Genomic DNA, 23,627 nt, shown 5'->3' on the forward strand with positions numbered 1-23,627 from the left:
CCGCGGCACCGTCGTCACCGACGGCTCAGCGCGGCAGGCCGAGCTTGCGGGCACAGGCGGGCCAGGACCCGTAGCCCCCGCGCCGGTCCCGGACCTTCTCCGCGATCTCGATCTGCTGCTCCTTCGTGGCCTGGTCGGCGCGCGGGGCGTACTTCGTGCCGCCGAAGTCCGACCAGGTGGCGGAGTCGAACTGGAGGCCGCCGTAGTAGCCGTTGCCGGTGTTGATGGCCCAGTTCCCGGAGGACTCGCACGCGGCCAGGCCGTCCCAGGTGCCCGAGGTGGGTGCGGCCGGCTTCTCGGGCTCGGCAGGTCTCGCCGGCTCGGGCTTCTCCGGTGCGGCCGGCTTCTCGGGCCCGGGTTCCTCGGGTGCGCCCGGCCTCGGGGGCTCGGGCTTCTCGGGCTCGGCGGGCTCCTCGGGCTCCTTGTCGGACGGCCGCTCCTCGGGCTCCTCGTCGGACGGCTGCTCCTCGGGCTGCCCTGCACGGGCACGTTCGGGTCCGGAGTCCTCGCGCCCGTCGGCGTCCTGCGTGGCTCGGTCGTGCGTGGGCCGCGAGCCCGCCCCGCCGCCCCCGTGGCCGTCCGTTCGGTCACGGCCGGGCCGCTCGGCGTCGGCCGACCCGTGAACGCGTCCGCTCGAACGAGCGGCCCCGTCCCCGTCCGTCTCGTCCCCGCTCGCGCCGGGACCCGGGTCGTCGCCCTCGGAGGCGTCGGAGAGGCCAGAGAGGGTTGCGGAGCCGGGGTCCTCGAGGACCTCGGCGCCGGGCGCGCCGTAGCCCGCGGCCTCGTCGTCGAGCACGAGGACCCAGTCCCGCTCGTCACCGGTGCCGGCCGGGGCCTCGAACGCGGCCTTGCCGGTCGCCTCGACCGGCTCCTCGACCTCCAGCACCTCGCCGGTCCGCGGGTCGACCCACGAGGCCCGGACCCGCTCGGCCGTGAGCATGTCGAGGTCCACGGTGACGTCCTCGCCCTCGGGCGTGTACGCGAAGAGGAACGACCCGTCCGAGGCGACCGCCCCCGAGACCCGGGCGTCGCCCACGGACCCGCTGCCGGCCAGCGCGCCGTCGGCCGGCTCGAGCAGGCGGTAGGGCCGCGACTCCAGCACGCGTCTGAGCACGCCCAGCTGGGCGCCCCCGTCGGTCTCCACCGCCTCGGTCCAGCCCGGCCCGAAGTCGGAGACGGCCGAGTCGGCGTAGGTCGCGCCGCTCGCTCCGCCGAGCGCCGCACGCCACGCCTCGGCCCGCACGTCGTGGTCGGTCGTCGTGCCGCCCCCGCAGTCCTCGCCCTCGGTGGGCGGCGTGGCGTCGAGCAGCGGCTTCCCGCTCCCCGCCCCAGCCGCCCGCGCGTCGGCCCGCGACGCGGAGGACGCGCAGCTACCGCTCGCCGCGGAGGTCACGTCCGCCGCGCCCTCGCCGGCCGCGTCGTCCGCGACGGAGCCCACCTCCCCAGGATCGCTCTCGGCGGCGTCCGCCCCCGCCGAGCCCGACGGCGCCCCGGTCTCGAACTCCTCGCTCGATTCGCTCGCGGCCACGCCGTCGAGGTCGACGCCGTCGAGGTCGACGTCGGCGAGATCGGCGAGGTCGTCCGCTGCTCCTCCCGCGGCGGAGCCGGCACCCGCCGCGCCCGCCCCGGTCGCCCCGGTCGCGCCGCCCTCCGCAGCGCTGCCCGCGTCCGAGCCCTCCGAGCTGTCCACACCCGAGCCCTCGGCGTCCGAGCCGCCCGAGCCGCCCGAGCCGCCCGAGCCGCCCGAGCCGCCCGAGCCGCCCGAGCCGCCCGAGCCGCCCGAGCCGTCCGCATCCGACCCGTCCGACCTGTCCGAGCCGGATGAGCCCTCCGAGCCACCCGAGCCACCCGAGCCCTTCGAGCCCTCCGATCCACCCGCCTCGTCGCCCTCGCCCCCGGCCGAACCCCTCGGCAGGTGCGCCACCGGCGCGCCGCTCCCGCCCTCCCGCAGCCCCGAGACGAGCTCGGACCAGATCCCCTCGTGCCCGCCGACGTCGTCGCCGCCGGTCAGCCAGACGACGGAGGCGTCGCCGTACCGCGCGCCGAGGAAGCTCCCGTACTCCCGCGCGTTGCGCTCCGTGACCAGACTGCCGGCGAGCCCGTCGCTCCACACCGGCGCGAGGGCCAGCGTGACGCCCTTCTCCCCGGCCGTGCGGACGAGCCCGTCGACGTGCTCCCAGTACGCCGCCGCCGGCGCGCCGAGGTGCCCGGCGAAGGCCGCGTTGCCGTCCCGGTCGTGGGCTGCGCCGGGGCGCACGAGCGCGGTGCGGACCACCGTGAAGCCCTGGTCGGCCCGCGTGCCGAGATAGTCGGCGGCCTGGTCGCCGTCGAGCGCCGTGACGAGGCCCCACGCCGTGTCCGCGAGCCAGTAGAAGGGCGTGCCGTCGGACCGGGTGAACCAGCGCCCGTCGACCCGGACCCCGCCCTCCGGCGCCTCGCGCACCACGGCTGCGACGAGCACTCCCGCCAGCACGACGACCACCGCCAGCGCCGCACCCAGCGCCCGTCCGTAACCACCCACGCGGCGCACGCTCGCAGCGCGACCCGACGCGCGGGGCGGAACGGATCAACCCGTCACGATCGTGAACGGCACCGGCCGTCGTCCGGATCCGCCGGCCCAGTGATCTTCCACATCGTTTCGTGCCGGAACGGAGTGGCGGGAGCAGAATGAACGGCGTCCGAGAACTGCGGCGGAGGGAACGGCGATGAAGATTGCGGACATCCTCGACGCGAAAGGCCGGACCGTGCACACGATCCTGCCCTGGGCGACGGTCGCGGACGCCGTGGCCCGGCTCGAGCGTCTGGGGGTCGGCGCCCTCGTGGTGTGCGATGCGGACCACCGGATGGCCGGCATCGTCTCCGAGCGGGACCTGATCCGGGAGCTCGCGCACCGGGGCACCGACCTGCTCGAGCTGCGCGTCGACCAGGTCATGACCAGGAAGGTCGCCACGTCGCGGCTCGACGAGCCGATCGCGAGCGCCATGGCCCGGATGACCCGCGACCGCTACCGGCACCTGCCGGTGATCGACGGCGGCCGGCTCGTCGGCATGGTCTCGATCGGCGACCTCGTCAAGGCGCGGCTGCGCGACATGGAGCTCGAGACGGGCGTGCTGCGCGACATGTTCATCGCCGCCCACTGATTTCCGCCGAATGACACGAACGGCACTTCCGCGCGGATCTTCCGCGCAGAAGTGCCGTTCGGGCGAAAAGGATCAGTAGTCGAAGTCGGGATCTTCGGTACGGGTCCGCTTCAGCTCGAAGAAATGCGGCCACCCGGCCAGCAGGCGGGCGCCGTCGAAGACCTTCCCGGCCTCCTCGCCGTGCGGCACCTTGCTGATCACGGGGCCGAAGAAGGCGACGTCGTTGACGTGGATCACCGGCGTCCCGACGTCCATGCCCACCGGGTCCATGCCCGCGTGGTGGCTCGTCCTCAGCTTCTCGTCGTACTCGGTCGAGGTGGCCGCCTCGGCCAGCGACGCCGGCAGGTCCAGCTCCGCCAGCGCCTCCTTGATGACGACGTCGAAGTCCTTGTTGCCGCCGTTGTGGATGCGCTCGCCCATGGCCGTGTACAGCGGGCGCAGGATCTCGGGGCCCTTCAGCTCGGCCGCGGCGATGCACACGCGGACCGGGCCCCAGCCCTTCTCCATGAGCGACTGGTACTGCTCCGGCAGGTCGCGGCCGGAGTTCAGCACCGCCAGGCTCATCACGTGGAAGTTCAGCTCGATGTCGCGGACCTTCTCGACCTCGAGGATCCACCGCGAGGTCAGCCACGCCCACGGACACAGCGGGTCGAACCAGATGTCGACCTTCGCCTTGTCCGTCTCGGTGCTGGTCATGGGCACTCCGTTCGTCCGGGGAGGGACTCCTGTCGTCCGTCACAACCGCGGGGGGTGGACGGCGTGTTCCCGGATACCCCCGGGGCACGGGCGCAATGACGGGGCGACCATCCCGCCCACGTGATTGGATGCCCCCACGCGACAACCCTGGAGGAAGGAGCGCGCCGCGCTCATGGCCCCGCCCAACCTGACCCGGACCGACGCCGAGCGCCGGGCCGCCCTGCTCGCCGTCTCCGGCTACGTGGTCGACCTCGACCTCACCGACGGCCGCGGCGGACCGGGCGAGAAGACCTTCGCCACCACCACGACGGTCCGCTTCTCCTGCGCCGAGCCGGGCGCGGACAGCTGGATCGACTTCGTCGGCGCCGCGGTCGAGAGCGCGACGCTCAACGGCACCGCGCTCGACGTCTCCGGCTACCGCGAGGACGACGGCATCGCCCTGCCCGGCCTGGCCGCGGAGAACGAGCTGACCGTCCGCGCCACCGGCACCTACATGAACACGGGCGAGGGGCTGCACCGCTTCGTCGACCCGGTCGACGGCGGCGTCTACCTCTACTCGCAGTTCGAGACGGCGGACTGCAAGCGCCTGTTCGCCTGCTTCGACCAGCCGGACCTCAAGGCCCGCTACACGATCACGGTCACGGCACCGGACGGCTGGAAGGTCGTGTCCAACGCGCTGGCCGAGACCGAGAAGGCCGGCGCGGCGACGGTCCACCGCTTCGCCGAGTCCGAGATCATGTCGACCTACCTGGTCGCGCTGATCGCGGGCCCGTACTCGTCCTGGCACGACGAGCACGACGGCATCCCGCTGGGGATCTACTGCCGCGCCTCGCTCGCGCCCCACATGGACCACGAGCGGATCTTCACGGAGACGAAGCAGGGCTTCGACTTCTACCACCGCAACTTCGGGATCCGGTACCCGTTCGGCAAGTACGACCAGCTCTTCGTCCCGGAGTTCAACGCGGGCGCGATGGAGAACGCCGGCGCGGTCACCTTCCTCGAAGACTACGTCTTCCGGTCCCGGGTCACCCGGTTCCTCTACGAGCGCCGTGCCGAGACGATCCTGCACGAGATGGCGCACATGTGGTTCGGCGACCTCGTGACCATGCGCTGGTGGGACGACCTGTGGCTCAACGAGTCGTTCGCCACCTGGGCGTCCGTACTCTGCCAGGCCGAGGCCACCGAGTACGCGCAGGCGTGGACGACGTTCGCCAACGTCGAGAAGTCCTGGGCCTACCGGCAGGACCAGCTGCCGTCGACGCACCCGATCGCCGCGGACATCCCGGACCTGCAGGCCGTCGAGGTGAACTTCGACGGGATCACCTACGCCAAGGGCGCGTCGGTGCTCAAGCAGCTGGTCGCCTACGTCGGGCTCGAGCCCTTCATGGCCGGCCTGCGCGCCTACTTCGAGGCCCACCAGTGGGGCAACGCCACGTTCGACGACCTGCTGGGCGCGCTCGAGAAGGCCTCCGGGCGGGACCTGTCGGACTGGGGCACGCAGTGGCTGCGCACCACCGGGCTCAACCTGCTGCGCCCGCAGTTCGAGCTCGACGACGAGGGCCGCTTCACCTCCTTCGAGGTCGTGCAGGGCGGCGCGCGTCCGGGCGCCGGCGAGCTGCGCACCCACCGGGTCGCCGTCGGCGTGTACGACGACGACGCGGAGGGCCGCCTCGTGCGGACCCACCGGGTCGAGGTCGACGTCACCGGCGAGCGCACGCCCGTCGAGGAGCTGGTCGGCGTGCCGCGCGGCAAGCTCGTGCTGGTCAACGACGACGACCTCACCTACTGCGCCCTGCGGCTGGACCCGGGCTCGCTGACCACCCTGATCGACCGGATCGGCGACATCGCCGAGCCGCTCCCGCGCACCCTGTGCTGGTCGGCGGCCTGGGAGATGACCCGCGAGGCCGAGCTCAAGGCGCGCGACTTCACCACGCTGGTGGCCGGCGGGTTCGGCCGGGAGACCGAGATCGGCGTCGTGCAGCGGCTGCTGCTGCAGGTGCAGACCGCGGTGGCCTCGTACGCCGACGAGTCGTGGGCCGCCGACACGGGCTGGCCGCTGCTCACGGACGCCCTGTCCGCGCAGCTCGACGTGGCGGAGCCCGGATCGGACGCCCAGCTCGCGGTCGTCAACGCGCTGGCCGGGAGCGTCCTGCCCGCGGCGACGCTGGACCGGTTCGCCGCCTGGCTCGAGGGCCGGGACGTCCCGGAGGGGCTGACCGTCGACACCGACCTGCGCTGGCGGCTGCTGCACGCGCTGGTGGCGCACGGCCGGGCCGGCGAGGAGGCGATCGACGCCGAGCACCGCCGCGACCCCACCGCGGCCGGCGAGCGGCAGGCCGAGCGCGGCCGTTCGCTGATCCCGACCGCGGAGGCCAAGGCCCGGGCCTGGGACCGCGCGGTGCACGACGACGACCTGCCCAACGCCGTGAACGAGGCGATCATCGGCGGCTTCGGCCACCCGGGGCAGCGGGCCCTGCTCGCGCCCTACGTGGAGAAGTACTTCGCCGAGGTGGCGGACGTGTGGGCGCGGCGGACGTCGGAGCGGGCGCAGAGCGTGGTGCTCGGCCTGTTCCCGTCGTGGGCCGTCGAGAAGTCGACGGTCGACGCCGCCGACGCCTGGCTGGCCGACGAGAGCCACCCGCCGGCCCTGCGCCGGCTGGTGTCCGAGGGCCGGGCCGGCATCGTCCGCGCCCTGGCCGCGCGGGAGTTCGACCGCAGCTGATCGCCGTCGGGATCCATGACGCGTCCGCGCACCCGTCCTGGCCGCGTCATGGATCCATACTGCGCTCCAGGGCGGGTTCTCGACCCGTTGTGGATCCCTACTGCGCCACGCCCCGTCGCTGGTCGGTGCCGTGCAGCAAGGAGGTTGCTCGGCGTTCGGGTGAATGTCGACTGCTCCGCGCGGCACTGCCATACTCCGCATCTCACCGAGGGTGATCCGCGCTCCCCCCGTCTGCGGCGCCCCCGACCCGCCGGAGTCCGCGCATGCGTATCCCGTCCGCGCTCTACCCCGTCGTCCTGGCGTGCGTCGTGGTCGTCGCGGGCTGCGGCAACCCGAGCGCCGACCAGGCGGCGCTCGTCAGCACGGGACCGGCGACCGCCGACCCCGTCCCTGCGCCCGTGGCCATGCCGGTCCCCGGGGCCCCGTCGGTCCTGCAGGCGGCGCTCGAGGCCAGCCGCAACCTGCCGAAGCCGGCGCCCGCCCCGTCGTCGTCCGCGGCCCCGGCACCGGGCGCGCGTCCCGGGGGGAGCAGCGGCGGCGCCACGGGCCCGGCCGGGCGGACGGCACGGACCGAGGTCACCTTCTACGGCGCCTACGACAACGACCCACCCGGCAGCGCCGCGATCGCCTACCCGGTGAAGCACTCCGAGGCCGGGGGGACCGGCACCTACGCGGACCCGATCACCTTCGCCGCCGACCCGGACTACATGGCCGTCGGCACGATCGTCTACTACGCGCCGCTGCGGAAGTACTTCGTCATGGAAGACCTCTGCGCGCCGTGCCAGGACGAGTACCAGGCGAACAAGCACCCGCACATCGACTTCTACACGGGCGGTTTCGACAGCGGCGTCACCGCCTGCCAGTCGGCGCTCACCCCGTCCGGCCTGGTGCCGGTGGAGGTCTCGCCGCCGCCTGGCCGCGCGGTCGACACCACACCGCTCTACTCGAACGGGCGATGTATCTCCGGTTGATCACGGGGAACTCTGGAGATCGTGACGAGCGCAGGCCCGCCAGCCCCTCCGGCCCTGCCCGCGTACCTGCGCCGGCCCGCCGCCGTCGCGGTCGCGCTGGCCACGGTCGTGTTCGCGCTGCTCGGCACCCGCTACGCCGGGGACAGCGGCTACGGCCGGATCGACGGGCACGCGGAGGACCTGGTCGACTCGCTCGCCTCGGCGCACCTGTGGTTCCTGCGGCGGCTCAGCGAGCTCGGCTCGCCGCCGCTCGTGGTGTTCGCGGCGTTCGCGCTCTGCGGGCTCTGTCTGGCGTTGGGCCGGCGCCGGCTCGCCGTCGTCGCGATCGTGGGGCCGGGGCTCACCGGCGTGGCCACGACCTACCTCAAGCCCGCGATCGGCCGGACGATGGAGTTCGGCGGCTTCTCCTACCCCAGCGGGCACACCGGCGGCGCGACGTCGATCGCCCTGGTCGCGGCGCTGCTGCTGGTCAGCCTGGTGCGCCCCGGGCGGATCACCGGCATCGCGCTGGTCGTCACGATCGCATTCGTCGTCGGCGGCACGATCGGCACGGCGATGATCGCGACCGGCGCCCACTACCCCACCGACACGGTGGGCGGCTTCTGCGCCGCGGTCGCGTTCGTGCTGGGCACGGCGCTCCTGCTGGAGGCCGGCGCCACCTGGTGGCACGGCCACCGCACCGGCTGACCCGCGGAAACGGACGAGGGCCCCGCCGGCGGTGCGGCGGAGCCCTCGGTGGTCCGTGCGGTCAGCGACCGAAGAGGCGGCCCAGCAGGCCCTTCTTCTTCGCGCTGCAGTCAGCCGGCGTGTAGTGCCCGCACACGGCGGCGCCGCAGGCACCGCAGTCGTCCCCCGGCCGGTAGTGCTCGTGCGCCTCGGCCTCGTGCCCGCACACGCACATCCCTGCCGGCGCGGGGGCCTGCGGTGGCGGCGCGACCGGCGGCGCGGTCGGCGCACCGGCCTCCTCACCGGTCCGCTGGGCGGGCACTGCGACGCCGGGCGTCGCGAGATCGTCCACCGCCGGCAGCCCCGTGGGCGGGGTCAGCACCGACGAGGAGGATCCCTGCGCACCACGACGGGCCGTGGCGCGGTTGTGCGGACGGGCGTTGTCCGACTCACCCATTCGGGATCCCACCTTTCTTCCGGCCGGCCTCGCGGGGCCGGATGCGCCACAGTATGCAACCGATCGACCCCTCCGGGCCATCACCAGGAGAGGTGAGACGCCCGACGGTGTCCGAGGTTGCCCTACGGTGCGACGGGGTCGGTGGCCGGTCGGTTCGCGTCGACGGCAGGAAGAATGACCGTGGCGGCGCAGCCGCGCGGACCGTCCACCGTCCGAAGGGTCAGGGACCCTCCCTGACCCTCCACGAGCTCCCTGCTGATGTGGAGCCCCAGTCCGGAACCGCCGGCGCGGGCGTCGTGCGCGCCCCGTCCGAGAACCTCGCGCTCCTTCCCCGGGGGAAGGCCCGGTCCGCGGTCCCTGACCTCGATTACCACGTCGCCGTGCTCGGAAAACGCCGTCACCGAGACGGGGGTTCCCGGGGCGTGGCGTTCACAGTTGGCCAACAGGTTCGTGACGATCTGCGCGGCCACGGCGGGGTCGCCGAGCGCCGCCAGCCCGTCGGCCACCTCCAGGCGCACCTCCCGGCCCCGCGCGCGCTGCAGCTCCACGAGGCCCGCGAGCATCGGCTCGAGCTGGTAGGAGCCCGATGCGTCGGCGAGGTCCTCCTCCAGCTCCAGCGGGTCCGACGAGCGTTCGAGGATGGTGTGCAGGCGGCCGAGCTCGGCGAGGACGGCGCTGCGCAGCCGTTCGTGGTCGGGACCGTCGGACTCGGCCGAGAGCAGGTGGGTGATGCCGGCGAGCCCGGCCAGCCCGTTGCGCAGCTCGTGGTTGCGCTCGGCGGTGTGGGCGGCGGCGCGTTCCATGTGCAGCGCCGCGGCGGCGAGCTCCTCCTGCTGCTCGAAGTTCTCCTCCTGCAGCGACCGCAGCCCGCGCTGGACGAGCTGGAGCAGGCCGACCAGCAGCACTGCCATCCCGACGACCCGCAGCGCGGGGAACACCAGGTCCGGTACCGGGGGGCCCATCGGCGTGGACAGCCGGTAGAGCTGGGCACCGGCAAGGATCACCAGACCGAGCCCGATCCGCAGCCGGGTCGTGCTCTGCCGGCGCGCGGCGTCGACGACCGCCAGCACCGCCGCGGCCACCCACCCGACCACCACGACCACGGCGTTGACCGGGCCCGCGACCAGCAGCGTGAGGGGCCCCCGGTCGGGCACGAGGAACAGCGCGAGCACGGCGAGGATCGCGCCGGCGAGCATGATGACCCAGCCGCCCCACGACCCCATCCGGCGCGGCGAGCGCACCGCGAACACGAGCAGCACCAGGGCGGTCGCGTAGGCGATGAGTCGCGAGGCCTGGGTCGCGGACGAGATGCTGCCCGCCGGGGCCGAGACACCCCAGGGCAGCACGACCAGGCAGTAGAGGACCAACGCGGCCGCGAGCCACGCCAGCCGGGCCTCGTTCAGCAGCCGCGAGGCCACCAGCGCGAGGATCGCGGCGGCCGCACCGATACCGGCTGCGACGAGCGTGACGATGTCCGCCGCGGTCTCCTGGTGGAGCCACTGGAGCACTCGCGGGCTCGCGGCCAGCACGACGACCCCCGCGCACAGCGCGAGCAGCGCGCCGACGTCGATGGCCAGGCGAGAGGTGAATCGGGCACGCCGCAACCGCCCCACCGCACTCGTGACACCGGTCGCCATGACCCGAGGACCCCCTCCCCGAGCGCGCCCCGGGCGCGCCGTTCATCCATCTTAGGGACGCGCACACCGTGGGACGGAGCGGACGATGGACCTCGGCCGATCGGCCGTCGGGCGTTCGCCCGACACGGCGCGGCCGTGGTGGGCGGCGACGGGTGCCCGGCTCAGGCCCCGGTCGCCCGCCGGTAGAGGGCCACGGCCTCGAGCTGCGAGCTCACCTCGAGCTTGGTGAGCACCGCGCGGATCTGGGTGCGGACGGTGGCCAGGGACACCACGAAGTGGTCGGCGACGGCCTGGGCGCGTCTCCAGCGGGCCAGTTCGGCCAGTACCTCCCGCTCCCGCTGGGTGAGCCGGCCGAGCTTCTCGGTGACGTCCCGGCGCTCCGCCTGTCTGCGGCGGTAGAGGTCGATGAACTTGCGACGCCGGTCCTCGGACATCACCGGGCGCCCGGCGACGGCCTCGCGCACGGCCGCCAGCAACGTGGGGAACGGCGCGTTCTTCGGCACCCATGCGAGCGCGCCCGCATCGAGGGCGGAGCCGACGCGGGCCGGGTCGGCGCTTCCGGAGAGGACGAGGACCTGCCAGCCGGCACCCAGCAGCGGGCCGACCAGCTCGACGCCGTCGATCCGGTTGCCCTCCGCGTCCCGCCCCAGGTCCAGGTCCAGCAGGACGAGCCCGGGCTCGAGCTTGGCCGCCTCCGCGAGGATGCCGCGCTCGGCCGCCGGGCGGATGCGGGACGCCTCGATGCCCTCGGAGCGCAGGCCGATCACGAGCGAGGTCGCGACGAGCTCGTGGTCGTCGACGACCACGACGGAGGTACCGACCCGCGTGGGCCTGCGGCCGGGGTCGTGTCGTGTCGGTTCGCTCATGGAGTACGACGGTGGCTTTCGCTGTGGGTCCGACGGCCGGTCCTGAGACGGCACCGATTCGCCCGCCGGGTACCGCCGCCGGCACCCGGCGTGGGTGAATCCGTACGCCTTGCCCACATGATTGCACCATATGGCTGACGAGCCCTACCCATCACGCACGATTGCGTGATGGAGGTGTGCACGGCCCGCTCCCGGGGCCGCGCGTCAGGGGCGCGTCAGCGGCGGGGTCCGGCCTGGTCGGCCAGCATCCGCAGACCGCTGAGCAGTCCGCCCAGCAGGTCGCTCTCCTTGAACGAGGCGACCATGCTCATGACGGCGAGCTTGGCGCCCCGGTCCGGCAGCCGCAGCTTCGCCTCGGAGCCGGTGATGACCTCGACGACGCGCTGACCCGGGCTCACCGCGACCAGCACGGCCTCCGGTGCGCGCTCGAGCGACGCCTGCAGCTCGGCCGCGCGGGTCTCGGTCTTCTCGCCGAGATCGCCCAGGTAGATCGCGAAGAGCAGGCCGGTCTCGCGGCTGGCGAGGGTCAGCGCCTCGTCGAGCCGGGCCAGCTGCGGGGTGGTGAAGGGGCCGGTCCGGTCCGGCTCGTGGAAGACCTCGGCCGCCGACACCCGGCCGGACCCGGTGACGACCGTGCCCTCCGGCAGGCTGTCCGGGTCGATCGTGGCGACGGCCCCGTGGCCGCCGTGCTCACCAGTGGCCACGGGCACCCCCGGTCGTCGCGGCACCCTCGGCCGGCTCGATGTGGTCGACGTGCGCGGGCAGGTGCGCCCCGGCAGGGTTCGCCGTCCACAGCACCGGCTCGTAGCTCCACTTCTCACCAGTGCGGTACTTCGGCCGCTTCGCGGACCTCGGCGCGATCGTCAGCAGGGCCACGACCGCGTAGATCACCACGGGCGGCAGCACGAAGGCCAGCACCGTCTGCACCACGCTCACGGACGCACAACCTAGCCCATGGGCCGGGGGCCGGGCATGTCAGGCGAGGTGGACCTGCCTCACACCCGCGGTCAGATCCCGGCCTCGCAGGGCAGCACGCCCCGCCGGACGGCGCCGGTCAGCTCGTCGAAGTCCCGTTCGGTCTGGTCGGCGTAGGCGCGGGCGAAGCGGCACACGGCGCGCCGGAACTTCCCGCCGCCCCCGATGTAGCCGCTGATCATCGAGGCGCCGCTGGTCCGCGCGTGCCCCTTGGCGAGGAGCCGGCCGCAGACGGCGGCATAGTCGGCGAGGGTGGCCGCGTCGATGCCGTCGAGGACGATCGCGCCCTTCATGTCGCGGAACTGGCGGACGTAGTACTGCCGCTCGCCGACGGAGGTCCAGCCGAGCAGCGGGTCGGACACGGTCTGCAGGGCCTGCTGGTACTCGACGACCCGCTGGCCCTGGTGGGCGTGCCAGGCGTCGTCGCCGTGCACGTAGGGGGCCACGACGGACCGGCGCGCCTGCTTGAGCTGCAGGAACAGCACGTCGTCGTCCCCGGAGCCCTCGCACAGCGCGATGTAGGCGCGCAGCCCGACCGAGCCGACGCCCACGACCTTGTGCGCGACGTCGACCACCCGGTACCCGCCCACGACGCGCGCCCAGTGCGGCGGCAGGGTCCGCAGGTACTGGTCGAGGGCGGCGAGGATGCGCTCGTACTGCCCGCTGTCCGGGCGGGTGATCACCGGCGGCTCGGTGACCAGGCTGCGCTCGGCCCCGTCGCGCTGGGTGAAGCGGGGCAGCGCGCGGTCGCTGGTGCGCCGCCGCGCCTTCCGGGCCGCGGCGGCGACGGCCTTGCGGCTGCTCTTGCGAGGAGCCTCCTCGTGCAGCTCCTTCGCCCCGATCCGCTCGAACGAACGCGCCAGCAACGGTTCCTCGGCCAGGCGCTCGAGGTGGCGGCGGTAGGCGTCGACGCACCGGGCGACCGCCGTCGCGCACTCGTCCTCGCCGGCCGAGTTGTCCCGGCCGGCCACCCAGATGCTCGCCGCGAGCCGGCGCAGGTCCCACTCCCACGCGCCGGGGTGGGCCTCGTCGAAGTCGTTGAGGTCGAAGACGAGCTCGCGCTCGGGCGAGGCGTAGAAGCCGAAGTTGCCCAGGTGGGCGTCGCCGCAGATCACCGGCCGGATCCCCGTCGCGGGGAGGGTCGCGAAGTCGGCGGTGTGCAGGGCCGCGACGCCGCGCAGGAAGGCGTACGGGCTGGCGCTCATCCGCCCGATCCGGACGGGGACCAGCCGCGCGACCCGGCCCTCGTTCGTCGCGATCACGGACTCGACGGCTCCGATGCGCCGGTTGCTCGGCGACCACGCCGCGAGCGACGACCGCGGCACCCCCTGGCGCAGGCGGCGGCCCAGGGCGTACCGCTCCGGGCGGGGGACGGCGGGCGCGGAGAGCAGCGCGAAGCCGTCGCGGTCGCGCGGGTCGAGCGAGGCGAGGACGGCGTGCGGGTGCATGGAGAGGTGATACCCGATGGGCGGTCGCACCGCCGGGCCCGATGGCACCCCGGACGGTTCGTCCGTCCGTCGGCGGGCGGCGCGACGGTTGGCCGCACGGACACACCCGGTGACCTCCCCGTCACCCGCTCGGGTTGTTCGGCCGTCGCCACCCGACCACGATGGGCCGCATGCGCTTCCGGCGGGCGGCCCTGGCCCTGGTCGCGGCGGCGGGCCTCGCCGGGCTCGCGGGCTGCGCGACCTCGGGCCCGACCCCGCTGTGCGACCAGGCGCGCGGTCTTGTCGACCAGGGACAGCTCGCCCAGGCCGCCGAACTGTTCGCCCGCGCGCAGGTCCGCAACGAGGGCACGTGCGCCGACGACGGGCTCGACGAGGTCGGCAACCGCTACACGATGGCCTACACCGACGCCGCCCGCGGCTCCGCGGCCGAGATCGAGGGCCGCACCGACCTCGCCCGCTCCGCCTACGAGTCCGCGCTGCGCCTCGACGCGGGCAACCAGGCCGCGTCCAACGGCCTGGTCCGCCTCGGACTCCCGCCCGCCGAGCGCAGCGCCCCGCTCCCCCTGCCCGCCGTCGCGCCGTACCCGCAGGCGTCGTGGTGGACGGGATGGCAGATCGCGCTCCCGGCCCTGGTGCTCGCCGTGCTGGCCGTGGCGGGAGTGGGGTTGTTGTGGCGACGGGGTGGGGTCGGGGGCCCGCGCTCGGCCTCCCCCCGTTCGGAGTCCGCGGAGAGCTCGCGGACCGCGGCTTTCCTGGAGTGGCGCGGGCGCGGATGGGGGCGGAGCCGGTCGGTCGACGAGGAGGACCTCGCGCTGCCGTCCGGTGCGTCGGGGGCCGGGTGGGACGACGAGCGCTCCGAGGGCGGCGGGCGGGGACCGGGCCGGGGTCGCGCAAAGGCGGGCGGCGCCGGACGTCGGGGCGGCGGCGGTTCGGCCGGTGGGCCGTTCGCTGCCGAGGCGGCCGGAGGCGGGGCACGCGGCGACGAAGCAACTCGTGGCCGTGAGTCGGGCCATGGCGAGTGGGGGTCTGCCGAGGGCGGTTCTGCCGAGCGGGATTCTGTCGAGCGGGATTCTGTCCAGCAGGGTCCTGCCGAGCGGGGTTCTGCTGAACGGGATTCCGTCGAGGGGGACGGCGACCGGGTCCGCGGTGGCCCGCCAGAGCCTGGGGCGTCGGCCGGCGGGGAGCCGGTTCGCGGCGCCGGGCCGGCCGAAGGCGTGGGTCGGCGACCGGACCTCGACCGGACCGATCGCCCGTCGAGCGACCTCGCCCCGGAGGCGCGCGACGAGGGGTCCTGGCTGAACCGCGGCCGCGACCTCGGCCGTGGCCGGTCGAAGCGCAGGCGCCGCAGGCAGGAGGAGGCCGACGCCCGCTGGGCCCGGCTGCGCGAAGAACCCGAACCCGCCGACGTCCTCCCTCCGGACTCCCGTCCGCTCCCGGCCGCGTCGGGCGCCGCCGCGGCCGCCGGCATCCTCGCCGCAGGCGCGGTGGCCGCCGAGCGCAAGGAGGCGGAGCCCTCCACCCCACGCGAAGCCGAACCCACGCCCCGCCGCGAGGCCGGACCCTCGGGGCGCAGCGAAACCGAACCCCCCCGCGTCGAGGTCGAGGTCGAGCCGGCTGACGGCGGAGCCGAACTAGGCGCTGACGACGAGCCCGAGCAATCCGAGACGACCCAGCCCCCGATCTCGATAACCCGAACCGTGCCTGCACCCACCACCGAGCCCGCACCCACCACCGAGCCCGCACCCACCACCGAGCCCGCACCCACCACCGAGCCCGCGATACACGAGGCGCCCGGGCCGTCCACCGAGCGCGGGCCGCACCGACCCGAGCGGGCCGCCGAGGCCGACGCGCCTGCGATGACGGCCGGAGCCGGCTCGTCGGCCGAGGCCACTCCACCCGTCGGCCCCACGCCGGTGGACGCGCCCACACCGGCCGTCGAGGGCGGCGGGTCCGGCAAGGCCGGGGAGGGACGCGAAGCGGCCGAGCCACAGCCGGCCGGGGCGACCGAGGTGGCCGAGCCGGCCGAGGCGACCGAGCCGGCCGGGCGAGCCGAGCGAGCCGAGCGAGCCGCACACGCATCGGCGGTAGTCCCTCCCGACCCGGGGGCAGGTCGCGGCGACGTACCAGTAGCGCCCGCCCCGTCCGCCGCAGCGTCAGCGGCCAGACGCACGGACCCGAAGCGCACGGTCGTCGGCGAGATGCCGGAGCGTGCCGGCCCCTCCGACGACGAGCTGCTCGAGGAGCGCGCCGCCGCGGAGGCCCCGACCCTCCCCGACTCCGCCGCTGCGGCAACCGGCGCGGCCGGTGCCGCGGCTGCCGCCGTCGCCGCTCAGGCCCCGCAGTCGGCTGGGCACACCGAGCCCACCGAGCCCCCCGGGCCTGCGAACCTCAGCGAGCCCACCGCGGCCGCTCAGACCGCTCGGCCGGCCGCATCCACCGGAGCCGCTCAGACCGCTCGGCCGGCCGCATCCACCGCAGCCGCTCAGACCGCTCGGGCGGCCGCGTCAGCCGCGTCTGCCGCGTCCGCTCGGCCGAGCGAGAAGCCCGACCCGGCGCTCCGGTCCCAGCTCGCGGACCTCGACCTCGAGCTCGGCCAGCTCCAACGCATCCTCAACCGCAGCCTCCGCACCGACCGCGACGGCGGGCCTCCCCGCTTCTTCGCCGCCCGCGAGCCGGTCAAGGGCTCGGCCGTCGCCATCACCTTGGAGATCGTGTCGCTGCAGCTCACGGGCGGCGAGCACGCCGGGAACACCCTCTGCGTACGCCGCACCGTGTTCGCCGAGCGACCGCCCGGCCCCTGGGTGCCGGAGGATCGCGACAACCGCTGGCAGGATGTCGAGGAGGAGGTCGAGCACCGCGCGACCGGCAGCATCCGGGACTCCGACGGCCGCATGTGGATCACTCCCGGCCGGGAGGAGCTGCGGGCCCTCCTCCTCGACGTCGACCGCGTCCGACCTGCCTGGCTCCCCCTGCTGCGCGGGGACTCGCCGAGCACCTCGCTCCCGCTCGTCCCACCCCCGCCGGACCAGGTCACCGGGCTCAGGGCCGCGCTCGACGGCGCCCAACCACTGGTCAGCCCCCAACCGCTCCCGTCGGGCGTCCGGCTGCTTGCGATCGTCGACGCCCTGCTCGTGGGCCCCACCCTCACCAACGTCCGCGTCGACGCCGTCGCCAACGACGTCCTGGCCCTCGCCGCCGCCGAGTCGGTCGAGCACGAACTCGACCGCCACCTCATCCCCCTCGGCCGCTGAGCCGCGGCGGCAGTTCGCGCGCGGTTGGGCGCCCCGCCGATCGGGCGGCCGGTGGGCCGTCCGCCCGCGAGGCATCTCCAAGATCGTCCCGCCTTCCCGGGGCCTCCACCCATGATCACGAGTAGTGGACCCGCAGAGTCGACTTCCGACCGCCCACGCCCAGCCCCAGCGATCACACGTCCCCGCACGACACCATGATCACAAGTCCTGGACCCACTAAGTCGATTTCCGACCGCCCACGTCCACAACCGTTGATCACGCCTCGTCCGGCCCCGATGAGCACGACACATGGACCGACATGGTCGATTTTCGACCTTCCAGGTCCACGAACGGTGATCAAGCGAGACGCATCTGCCCGACGCCGCCCTCCCCCGACGCCGGCCTCCCCCCGACGTCGACGCGACCCAAACTTGACCAGACCTGCCCAACCCGACCCGACCCGACCATGAACCCCGACCGGCAGAGTCGCTCCCGACCGCCCACAGCCACAGCCGGTGATCAAGTACCCGGCAGAGCTACCCCGACCCCTCCCTGACCTTGATCGCGCGTCGTGGACCAGCACCGTCGATTTCCGACCGCCCGCGTCCACAGACCCTGATCACCCACCTCATCCCGCATGATCACAGCGCCGGACAGAGTCACTTCCCGACCCTCCCGCCCACAAGAAATGATCTCGGCAACGCCCGACCGGCCCCGACCGCACCTACCGAGAGACCGGCAGAATCCCCTGCTCCTCCGCCTCAGCGAGCGTCGGCGCGTCTCGATCCTTGTCCGAGAGGATGAGCTCGACATCGGCCGGCCACGGCAGTCCCAGCGCCGGGTCCAACGGCGAGACCCCGTGTTCGGCGGAGGGGTTGTACGGCGTCGAGCACAGGTAGGCCATCACCGTCGCCTCCTCCAGCGCGACGAACGCGTGCCCCAACCCCTCGGCGATGTACACCGCCCGCATCGACCCCGAGTGAGAACCGTCGTCCAGCTCGACGGCCTCCCACTGCCCGAAGGTCGGCGACCCCACCCGCACGTCCACGATCACGTCGAGCAGCCGGCCCGACGGGCACGACACGTACTTCGCCTGGCCCGGCGGCACGTCCGCGAAGTGCACCCCCCGCACCACCCCGAGCCGCGACACCGAGTGGTTCGTCTGCCCCACCGCCAGGTCGAAGCCCAGCGCCTCCCGGAACACCGGCCCCTGGAACGGCGCCACGAACACCCCACGCCGGTCCGGGAACACCGGCGGCTCGAACACCCATGCCCCCGAGATCCCCAGCTCCCGGTACTTCACGACACCACCCCGCCCTGCACGGGAGCAGCCTTGAGCGGCTCCCACCAGTCCCGCCGCTCCCGATACCACGCCACCGTCTCCGCCAGCCCCACCTCGAACGACACCCGCGGCTCGTACCCCAGTTCCGCGCGGATCTTCGACCAGTCCACCGAGTACCGCCGGTCGTGCCCCTTGCGGTCGGTCACCGGCTCCACCCGCGACCAGTCCGCCCCCACCGCCTCGAGCAGCCGCGCGGTCAGCTCCCGGTTGGTCAGCTCCGTCCCGCCGCCGACGTTGTAGATCTCCCCCGCCCGCCCCGCGGCCGCGACCAGCGCGATCGCCCGGCAGTGGTCGTCGACGTGCAGCCAGTCCCGCACGTTGAGCCCGTCGCCGTACAACGGCACCGTCCCGCCGTCGAGCAGGTTCGTCACGAACAGCGGGATCACCTTCTCCGGGAACTGGTACGGGCCGTAGTTGTTGCTGCACCGCGTGATCGACACGTCCAGCCCGTGCGTCCGGTGATACGACCGCGCCAGCAGGTCCGATCCCGCCTTCGACGCCGAGTACGGCGAGTTCGGCTCCAGCACGTGGTCCTCCGACCACGAGCCCGACTCGATCGACCCGTACACCTCGTCCGTCGACACGTGCACGAACTTCCCGACCCCGGCATCCAGCGCCGCCTGCAACATCACCTGCGTGCCCACCACGTTGGTCGACACGAAGTCCGCCGCCCCCGCGATCGACCGGTCCACGTGCGACTCCGCCGCGAAGTGCACCACCAGATCACAGCCCGCCACGGCCGCTGCGGCCGCCGAAGGATCCCGGATGTCACCGACCACCAGCTCGACGTCGACGTCCGCCAGGTTCTCCCGTCGCCCTGCATAGGTCAGCAGGTCCAGCACCCGCACCGAGCCCCCCAGCTCCGGGTACGCGCCCCCGACCAGCGACCGCACGAAATGCGACCCGATGAACCCGGCACCACCCGTGACCAGAACGCGCACCCGGCGAGGGTAGCGACGGGCCGCTCGGCAGAATGCCCCTGTGCGCGCCCTCGTCCTCGGAGCGGGCGGCCAGCTCGGCAAGGCGCTGGCCGCCGCTCTGCCCACGGCCCTCGCGCTGACCCGCGCCGAGCTGGACCTGACCGACCCGGCCGCGCTCGCCGCCGTCGACTGGTCGGCCTTCGACACCGTGCTCAACGCCGCCGCCTACACCAAGGTCGACGCCGCCGAGACCCCCGAGGGCCGCCGCCAGGCCTGGGCCGCCAACGCCGCGGCCCCCGCCGCGCTCGCGAGGATCGCCACCGAGCACGACCTGCGCCTCGTGCACGTCTCGACCGAGTACGTCTTCGACGGCACCCAGGACGGCCCGATTCCCGAGACCGCCGCCGTGGCCCCCTTGAGCGCCTACGGCGCCTCGAAGGCCGCCGGCGACGCTGCCGTCGCCACCGCCCCGAAGCACTGGATCGTCCGCCCGACCTGGGTGATCGGCGACGGCGCCAACTTCGCCCGCACCATGCGCACGCTGGCCGAGAATGGCGTCAGCCCGACCGTCGTCGCGGACCAGGTGGGCCGGCCCACTCTCGCCACCGACCTCGCCACGGGGATCCTCGAGCTCCTGGATGCCGAGCCCGGCACCTACCACCTGACCAACGACGGCGAGCCCGTGAGCTGGGCGGACGTCGCCCGGTTCGTCTTCGCCGCCTCCGGCCGGAACCCGCAGGACGTCACGGGCACCACCACCGACGCCTACTTCGCCGACAAGCCCGACGCGGCCCGCCGGCCGTTGAACAGCGTCCTCGACCTGACCAAGGCGGCCAAGGTGGGCGTCACGCTGCCGGACTGGCGCGCGAGCCTGGAGGCCTACCTGCGATGAAGGGCCCACGATGAAGGGCATGGTCCTGGCGGGCGGCACCGGCACCCGGCTGCACCCGATCACCCGCGGCGTCTCGAAGCAGCTGCTCCCGGTGTTCGACAAGCCGATGATCTACTACCCGCTCTCCACCCTGATGCTGGCCGGGGTGCGCGAGATCCTGATCATCACCACCCCCGAGGACGCCCCGAGCTTCCACCGGCTTCTCGGCGACGGTTCCGAGCTCGGCCTCGCCCTCACCTACGCCACCCAGGCCGAGCCCAACGGCATCGCGGAGGCCTTCCTCATCGGCGAGGAGCACATCGCGGGCGAGAACGTCGCGCTCGTCCTCGGCGACAACATCTTCCACGGCCCCCGGTTCTCCGGGATGCTCCGCGACGCCCGCGACGGCCTCGGCCCCGAGGGGGACGGCTGTGTCCTGTTCGGCTACCCGGTCAGGGATCCGCAGCGCTACGGCGTCGGCGAGGCCGACGAGCGGGGCCGCCTGATCTCCATCGAGGAGAAGCCCGCGAACCCGCGCTCCGACCGTGCCATCACCGGCCTCTACCTCTACGACGGCCGGGCGGCCGAGCTGGCGAAGCGGCTGCGGCCGTCGGCCCGGGGGGAGCTGGAGATCACCGACCTCAACCGCGCGTACCTGGACCAGGGCCGCGCCCGGCTCGTCGACCTCGGCCGCGGCTTCGCCTGGCTCGACACCGGCACCCACGAGTCGCTGATCGAAGCCGGGCACTACGTCCAGGTCCTCGAGAACCGCCAGGGCATCCGCATCGCCTGCCTCGAGGAGGTCGCGCTGCGCATGGGCTTCATCGACGCCGACGCCTGCTACGCCCTCGGCGAGAGGCAGGCCAAGAACGGCTACGGGCAGTACGTCATGGAGGTCGCGACCTCGTTCAGCACGACACGATGAGCGAGCCGTAGGGTCGCAGCGCGGACGAGCTCGACGCGGTAGGTCTCAGCCGACGACGATCTCGGACAGCGCGATCGTGTCGGCGGCGGCCTGCCCGTCCGCGCCGTCCCGGGGAGTCGGGTACTGCACCGTTCGGAGCGGCGCTTGCGCGGTGCGCGAGACTCGCCGGGTGGAACTGCTCGTCGCCCGGAACCCGGACCCGGCCAGCACGCTGCCCTACCTGATCCGCGTGCCGGTCGCGGGCGGGCTGGTGTTCCGCGCCAAGGACACGTGGCCGCGCACGAAGGCGATCTACTGCCACCCCGTTCCCGACGACGAGTGGCCGGCCGACGCCGACATCGTCGAGCGGGTCGCGCTCACGTCCTGCGTGCGGCGCGGGGCGGCGATCGACGTCGTCGCCGACCGTGGGCGCGAGCAGCGTTCCCAGATCGTCTTCACCCGGGCGCGCGGGCGGGAGATGGTCTTCTGGCAGTCGCCCCGCACCCGCAAGCAGGCCCGGCCCGACGTCCGGCTCCCGACGGCCCGGGCCTGCGGCATCTCCGCCCTCGAGATCGTGGTCGACGCCCACGAGCGCTATCCGTACTCCTTCTCCGGCCAGCAGGTCACCACCACGAAGCGCGGCCTGAGGTGCGGCGACTACGCCGTCCTCGGTCCGGGCGACGCGGTGGTCGCGGCGGTCGAGCGCAAGGCGTTGGCCGACCTGGTCGGCAGCGTGACCGACGGCCGGCTGCGCTTCGCCCTCACCGAGCTGGCCACCCTGCCGCGCGCGGCCGTCGTCGTGGAGGAGCGGTACTCGTCGATCTTCAAGCAGACGTACGTCCGCCCGGCGATGGTGGCCGACGGTCTCGCCGAGCTGCAGGTCCACTGGCCCGCGATCCCGATCGTCTTCTGCGACACCCGCGCCCTCGCCGAGGAGTGGACGTACCGCTTCCTCGCCGCCGCCCGGGTCTGGGCCGACACCGAGGCCGTCGCCGCTGAGCGGATCGGCGACGAGTCCGCCCTGGCCAACGCACCGGCAGCTCCCCCGCCGTCGACCGCGGAGGTGCGGCGCTGGGCCCGCGAGAACGGGATCGCCGTCCCGGACAAGGGCCGCCTGCGACCCGAGGTGCACGAGGCCTGGTGGGCGGCGCACTAGGGACGTCCGGTCGGCTGTGCGAGGTTCGTCGATTTACAGTTGAGGATCTTGTGTAACGTGCGTTCGCGGAGCGTCGATAGGCCGAAGCGGGCCGATGTGTCGTCATCGGGCTCCTGCGTCCGAGGCGGTCGGGCGCGCCGACGTGGGGAGTGCGACATGCACGGCTCGGGTACTGCGCGACCGGCGGTCTCGGTGATCGTCCCGACGCTCAACGAGCGCCGGAACGTCGAGCGTCTCCTGACGGACCTGGATCCCGGCTACGAGCTGGTGGTGTCCGACGGCGGCTCGGTCGACGACACCGTGGAGGCCGTCCGCCGCGTCCGGCCGGACTGCCGCGTCGTCACGCAGGGGTGGAGCCGGGGAACGAGCGTGGTCGCCGGCCTGCAGGCCGCCCACGGCGACGCCCTCGTCCTGCTCGAGGCCGACGGCTCCACCTGCCCCAGCGAGATCCCCCGGATGGTCACGGCCCTCGACGACGCCGACCTGGCGCGAGGATCGCGCGCCCGGCGGCGTCCGGTGGGCGACTCGGCACTGGCGGCCGTCGCTTCAGCCCGCCTCGGCACGCGCGTGACGGATCCCTGGTGCGGGGCGACCGCCCTCCGCCGCTCGACCGTCCCCCGGCTGGGACTGCCCGACCTGACCCGCCATGCCGCCGGGTTCGAGCTCCTTCTCGCCTTCCGCGCCGCTCAGGAGGGACTGTCGATGTGCGAGGTGCCGGGCATCCGGGCCGCTCCGTGGCACCAGCCGTACGCGGTGAACTCGTTGGCCGAGAACTCGCGGGTGATCAGGGCCCTGCTCGCGGAGCGCCGCTGCCCGGCACGCACGGTGCCCGCACCCCGTGTCCCGGTCGACGGCGTCGTCCCCAAGATCTCTGACCGCGCGTGGCTCAGGTCTTCTCCCGCCGCACCGCGGCCAGCACCATCTGCATCAGCTGCTCCGGGGTGTCGGCCCACCCCTCGGCCCCGTGCCGCACCGCCTCGTCGAAGTGCTCGGGCCGCCCGGACCGCGCGTAGACGATGAACGGGGTGTGCACGCCCGCCGACCGCAGCTTCTGCAGGAGCTCGTAACCGGCCTGCGGCTGCTGGAGCCGCTCCATGTCCGAGACGATCACGTCGTAGTGGTTGCGCTGGATCCGCTCCAGAGCGTCCTCCGTCGACGGGCTGAGCTCGACGTCGATCCCCACGGTCTCCATCGCGGTCGCCTCGTGCAGGTTGTTGCTGGGGTGGTCGTCGACCCACAGCAGTCGGGCCCGGCCGCCGAGGTCCTGCAGTGTCCGCGCGGCGATGTCCACGTGGTCGAGCGCCGCCTTCTGGTCCATCGGCGGCGCGCCCTTGGCCGCGGTGGCCTGGGTCAACGCGGTCGCGGCCTGTTGCCTACTGGACGCCGAGATCTCCAGCCCATCCGGCCCCTTCACCGTCAGCGACCCGGACAGCAAGTCGGTGAGCGACTTCCGGAACAGCACGACCACGAAAACCACGAGCGCCGGCCACACCAGCACCCCGATCAGCCCGGTGACGTCCGCGAGCACGGCGCCTCCTCTCCACGGCGCTGCTCGCGAAGGGTGAGCGGTCCGTTACCGCGGTTGGTACGTACTTCTACCCAACGACGTGACGCCGCCCGAGGAGC

20 protein-coding genes and 1 pseudogene are annotated in these 23,627 nt (G+C 73.8%); 9 read left to right on the top strand and 12 right to left on the bottom strand.

The window, feature by feature from the left end:
- Positions 1-25 precede the first annotated feature (25 nt).
- Positions 26-2,521: an apiosidase-like domain-containing protein gene (locus LWC35_RS09155; RefSeq protein ID WP_372463023.1), complete on the bottom strand. Its 2,496-nt coding sequence runs from the start codon at positions 2,519-2,521 to the stop codon at positions 26-28.
- 184 nt (positions 2,522-2,705) lie between these two features.
- Between LWC35_RS09155 and LWC35_RS09160 the strand changes: the two genes are divergently transcribed.
- The gene (locus LWC35_RS09160; protein WP_232869612.1) at positions 2,706-3,140 is read left to right on the top strand and encodes a CBS domain-containing protein; all 435 of its coding nucleotides are present in this window, start codon (positions 2,706-2,708) and stop codon (positions 3,138-3,140) included.
- Between the two features lie 72 nt (positions 3,141-3,212).
- Here the strand turns inward: LWC35_RS09160 and LWC35_RS09165 are convergent, their stop codons facing one another.
- Complete coding sequence (locus LWC35_RS09165) at positions 3,213-3,836, bottom strand: mycothiol-dependent nitroreductase Rv2466c family protein (protein WP_232869613.1); 624 nt, start codon at positions 3,834-3,836, stop codon at positions 3,213-3,215.
- Between the two features lie 172 nt (positions 3,837-4,008).
- Between LWC35_RS09165 and pepN the strand changes: the two genes are divergently transcribed.
- The 3 genes from pepN to LWC35_RS40190 all read left to right on the top strand — a co-directional run bounded on the left by pepN (position 4,009) and on the right by LWC35_RS40190 (position 8,216).
- A complete protein-coding gene (gene pepN / locus LWC35_RS09170) occupies positions 4,009-6,558 on the top strand; it encodes an aminopeptidase N (protein WP_232869614.1) in 2,550 nt (849 codons plus the stop codon).
- Between the two features lie 263 nt (positions 6,559-6,821).
- A complete protein-coding gene (locus tag LWC35_RS09175; RefSeq protein WP_232869615.1) occupies positions 6,822-7,529 on the top strand; it encodes a hypothetical protein in 708 nt (235 codons plus the stop codon).
- A gap of 21 nt (positions 7,530-7,550) precedes the next feature.
- Positions 7,551-8,216 (top strand): phosphatase PAP2 family protein, encoded by a 666-nt coding sequence (locus LWC35_RS40190; protein ID WP_232869616.1) that lies wholly within the window; start codon positions 7,551-7,553, stop codon positions 8,214-8,216.
- Between the two features lie 61 nt (positions 8,217-8,277).
- On the opposite strand, the gene LWC35_RS09185 is transcribed toward LWC35_RS40190, so the two are convergent.
- The 6 genes from LWC35_RS09185 to LWC35_RS09210 form a co-directional block, all read right to left on the bottom strand.
- On the bottom strand, positions 8,278-8,652 hold the full coding sequence (locus LWC35_RS09185; RefSeq protein ID WP_232869617.1) for a hypothetical protein: 375 nt from the start codon (positions 8,650-8,652) through the stop codon (positions 8,278-8,280).
- Positions 8,653-8,774: 122 nt separating this feature from the next.
- Positions 8,775-10,289 (bottom strand): sensor histidine kinase, encoded by a 1,515-nt coding sequence (locus tag LWC35_RS09190; RefSeq protein WP_232869618.1) that lies wholly within the window; start codon positions 10,287-10,289, stop codon positions 8,775-8,777.
- 161 nt (positions 10,290-10,450) lie between these two features.
- Positions 10,451-11,155: a response regulator gene (locus tag LWC35_RS09195; protein WP_232869619.1), complete on the bottom strand. Its 705-nt coding sequence runs from the start codon at positions 11,153-11,155 to the stop codon at positions 10,451-10,453.
- Positions 11,156-11,370: 215 nt separating this feature from the next.
- A complete protein-coding gene (locus LWC35_RS09200; protein WP_232869620.1) occupies positions 11,371-11,859 on the bottom strand; it encodes a DUF5130 family protein in 489 nt (162 codons plus the stop codon).
- Positions 11,846-12,091, bottom strand: coding sequence for an aa3-type cytochrome oxidase subunit CtaJ (gene ctaJ, locus LWC35_RS09205; protein ID WP_232869621.1), 246 nt, complete (start codon positions 12,089-12,091; stop codon positions 11,846-11,848). The genes LWC35_RS09200 and ctaJ overlap by 14 nt, the downstream gene beginning before the upstream one ends.
- 71 nt (positions 12,092-12,162) lie before the next feature.
- Positions 12,163-13,578 (bottom strand): DUF2252 domain-containing protein, encoded by a 1,416-nt coding sequence (locus LWC35_RS09210; RefSeq protein ID WP_232869622.1) that lies wholly within the window; start codon positions 13,576-13,578, stop codon positions 12,163-12,165.
- Between the two features lie 170 nt (positions 13,579-13,748).
- On the opposite strand from LWC35_RS09210, the gene LWC35_RS09215 reads away from it, so the two are divergent.
- Positions 13,749-16,829 (top strand): hypothetical protein, encoded by a 3,081-nt coding sequence (locus LWC35_RS09215; protein ID WP_232869623.1) that lies wholly within the window; start codon positions 13,749-13,751, stop codon positions 16,827-16,829.
- 703 nt (positions 16,830-17,532) lie between these two features.
- Here the strand turns inward: LWC35_RS09215 and LWC35_RS09220 are convergent.
- Both LWC35_RS09220 and rfbB read right to left on the bottom strand, forming a co-directional pair.
- Positions 17,533-18,111, bottom strand: coding sequence for a dTDP-4-dehydrorhamnose 3,5-epimerase family protein (locus LWC35_RS09220; RefSeq protein WP_232869624.1), 579 nt, complete (start codon positions 18,109-18,111; stop codon positions 17,533-17,535).
- A complete protein-coding gene (gene rfbB, locus LWC35_RS09225) occupies positions 18,108-19,091 on the bottom strand; it encodes a dTDP-glucose 4,6-dehydratase (RefSeq protein ID WP_232869625.1) in 984 nt (327 codons plus the stop codon). The genes LWC35_RS09220 and rfbB overlap by 4 nt, the downstream gene beginning before the upstream one ends.
- 40 nt (positions 19,092-19,131) lie before the next feature.
- On the opposite strand from rfbB, the gene rfbD reads away from it, so the two are divergent.
- From rfbD to LWC35_RS40865, 4 genes and pseudogenes are all read left to right on the top strand, one after another.
- Positions 19,132-19,962, top strand: coding sequence for a dTDP-4-dehydrorhamnose reductase (gene rfbD, locus LWC35_RS09230; RefSeq protein WP_232869626.1), 831 nt, complete (start codon positions 19,132-19,134; stop codon positions 19,960-19,962).
- Positions 19,963-19,972: 10 nt separating this feature from the next.
- The gene (rfbA, locus tag LWC35_RS09235; RefSeq protein WP_232869627.1) at positions 19,973-20,866 is read left to right on the top strand and encodes a glucose-1-phosphate thymidylyltransferase RfbA; all 894 of its coding nucleotides are present in this window, start codon (positions 19,973-19,975) and stop codon (positions 20,864-20,866) included.
- Between the two features lie 169 nt (positions 20,867-21,035).
- Positions 21,036-22,001 carry an ERCC4 domain-containing protein gene (locus tag LWC35_RS09240; RefSeq protein ID WP_232869628.1) on the top strand — a complete coding sequence of 322 codons (966 nt, stop codon included), beginning with the start codon at positions 21,036-21,038 and terminating at the stop codon, positions 21,999-22,001.
- 156 nt (positions 22,002-22,157) lie between these two features.
- Positions 22,158-22,502: pseudogene (locus LWC35_RS40865) on the top strand (glycosyltransferase family 2 protein); the annotation flags it as partial.
- 185 nt (positions 22,503-22,687) lie between these two features.
- Here the strand turns inward: LWC35_RS40865 and LWC35_RS09245 are convergent.
- Positions 22,688-22,825, bottom strand: a complete 138-nt coding sequence (locus LWC35_RS09245) for a hypothetical protein (RefSeq protein ID WP_232869629.1) — start codon at positions 22,823-22,825, stop codon at positions 22,688-22,690.
- Positions 22,826-22,887: 62 nt separating this feature from the next.
- Complete coding sequence (locus tag LWC35_RS09250; protein ID WP_232869630.1) at positions 22,888-23,529, bottom strand: response regulator; 642 nt, start codon at positions 23,527-23,529, stop codon at positions 22,888-22,890.
- Between the last annotated feature and the right edge of the window lie 98 nt (positions 23,530-23,627).

The sequence above is a fragment of the Pseudonocardia kujensis genome, from assembly GCF_021283305.1.
Lineage (GTDB): Bacteria > Actinomycetota > Actinomycetes > Mycobacteriales > Pseudonocardiaceae > Pseudonocardia > Pseudonocardia kujensis.

Excerpts from the sequence above, each read along its gene's own strand:
- LWC35_RS09160 (WP_232869612.1), top strand. The coding sequence starts at position 2,706 with ATGAAGATTGCGGACATCCTCGACGCGAAAGGCCGGACCGTGCACACG.
- LWC35_RS09165 (WP_232869613.1), bottom strand. The coding sequence starts at position 3,836 with ATGACCAGCACCGAGACGGACAAGGCGAAGGTCGACATCTGGTTCGAC.
- pepN (WP_232869614.1), top strand. The coding sequence starts at position 4,009 with ATGGCCCCGCCCAACCTGACCCGGACCGACGCCGAGCGCCGGGCCGCC.
- LWC35_RS09175 (WP_232869615.1), top strand. The coding sequence starts at position 6,822 with ATGCGTATCCCGTCCGCGCTCTACCCCGTCGTCCTGGCGTGCGTCGTG.
- LWC35_RS09185 (WP_232869617.1), bottom strand. The coding sequence starts at position 8,652 with ATGGGTGAGTCGGACAACGCCCGTCCGCACAACCGCGCCACGGCCCGT.
- LWC35_RS09190 (WP_232869618.1), bottom strand. The coding sequence starts at position 10,289 with ATGGCGACCGGTGTCACGAGTGCGGTGGGGCGGTTGCGGCGTGCCCGA.
- LWC35_RS09195 (WP_232869619.1), bottom strand. The coding sequence starts at position 11,155 with ATGAGCGAACCGACACGACACGACCCCGGCCGCAGGCCCACGCGGGTC.
- LWC35_RS09210 (WP_232869622.1), bottom strand. The coding sequence starts at position 13,578 with ATGCACCCGCACGCCGTCCTCGCCTCGCTCGACCCGCGCGACCGCGAC.
- LWC35_RS09215 (WP_232869623.1), top strand. The coding sequence starts at position 13,749 with ATGCGCTTCCGGCGGGCGGCCCTGGCCCTGGTCGCGGCGGCGGGCCTC.
- rfbA (WP_232869627.1), top strand. The coding sequence starts at position 19,973 with ATGAAGGGCATGGTCCTGGCGGGCGGCACCGGCACCCGGCTGCACCCG.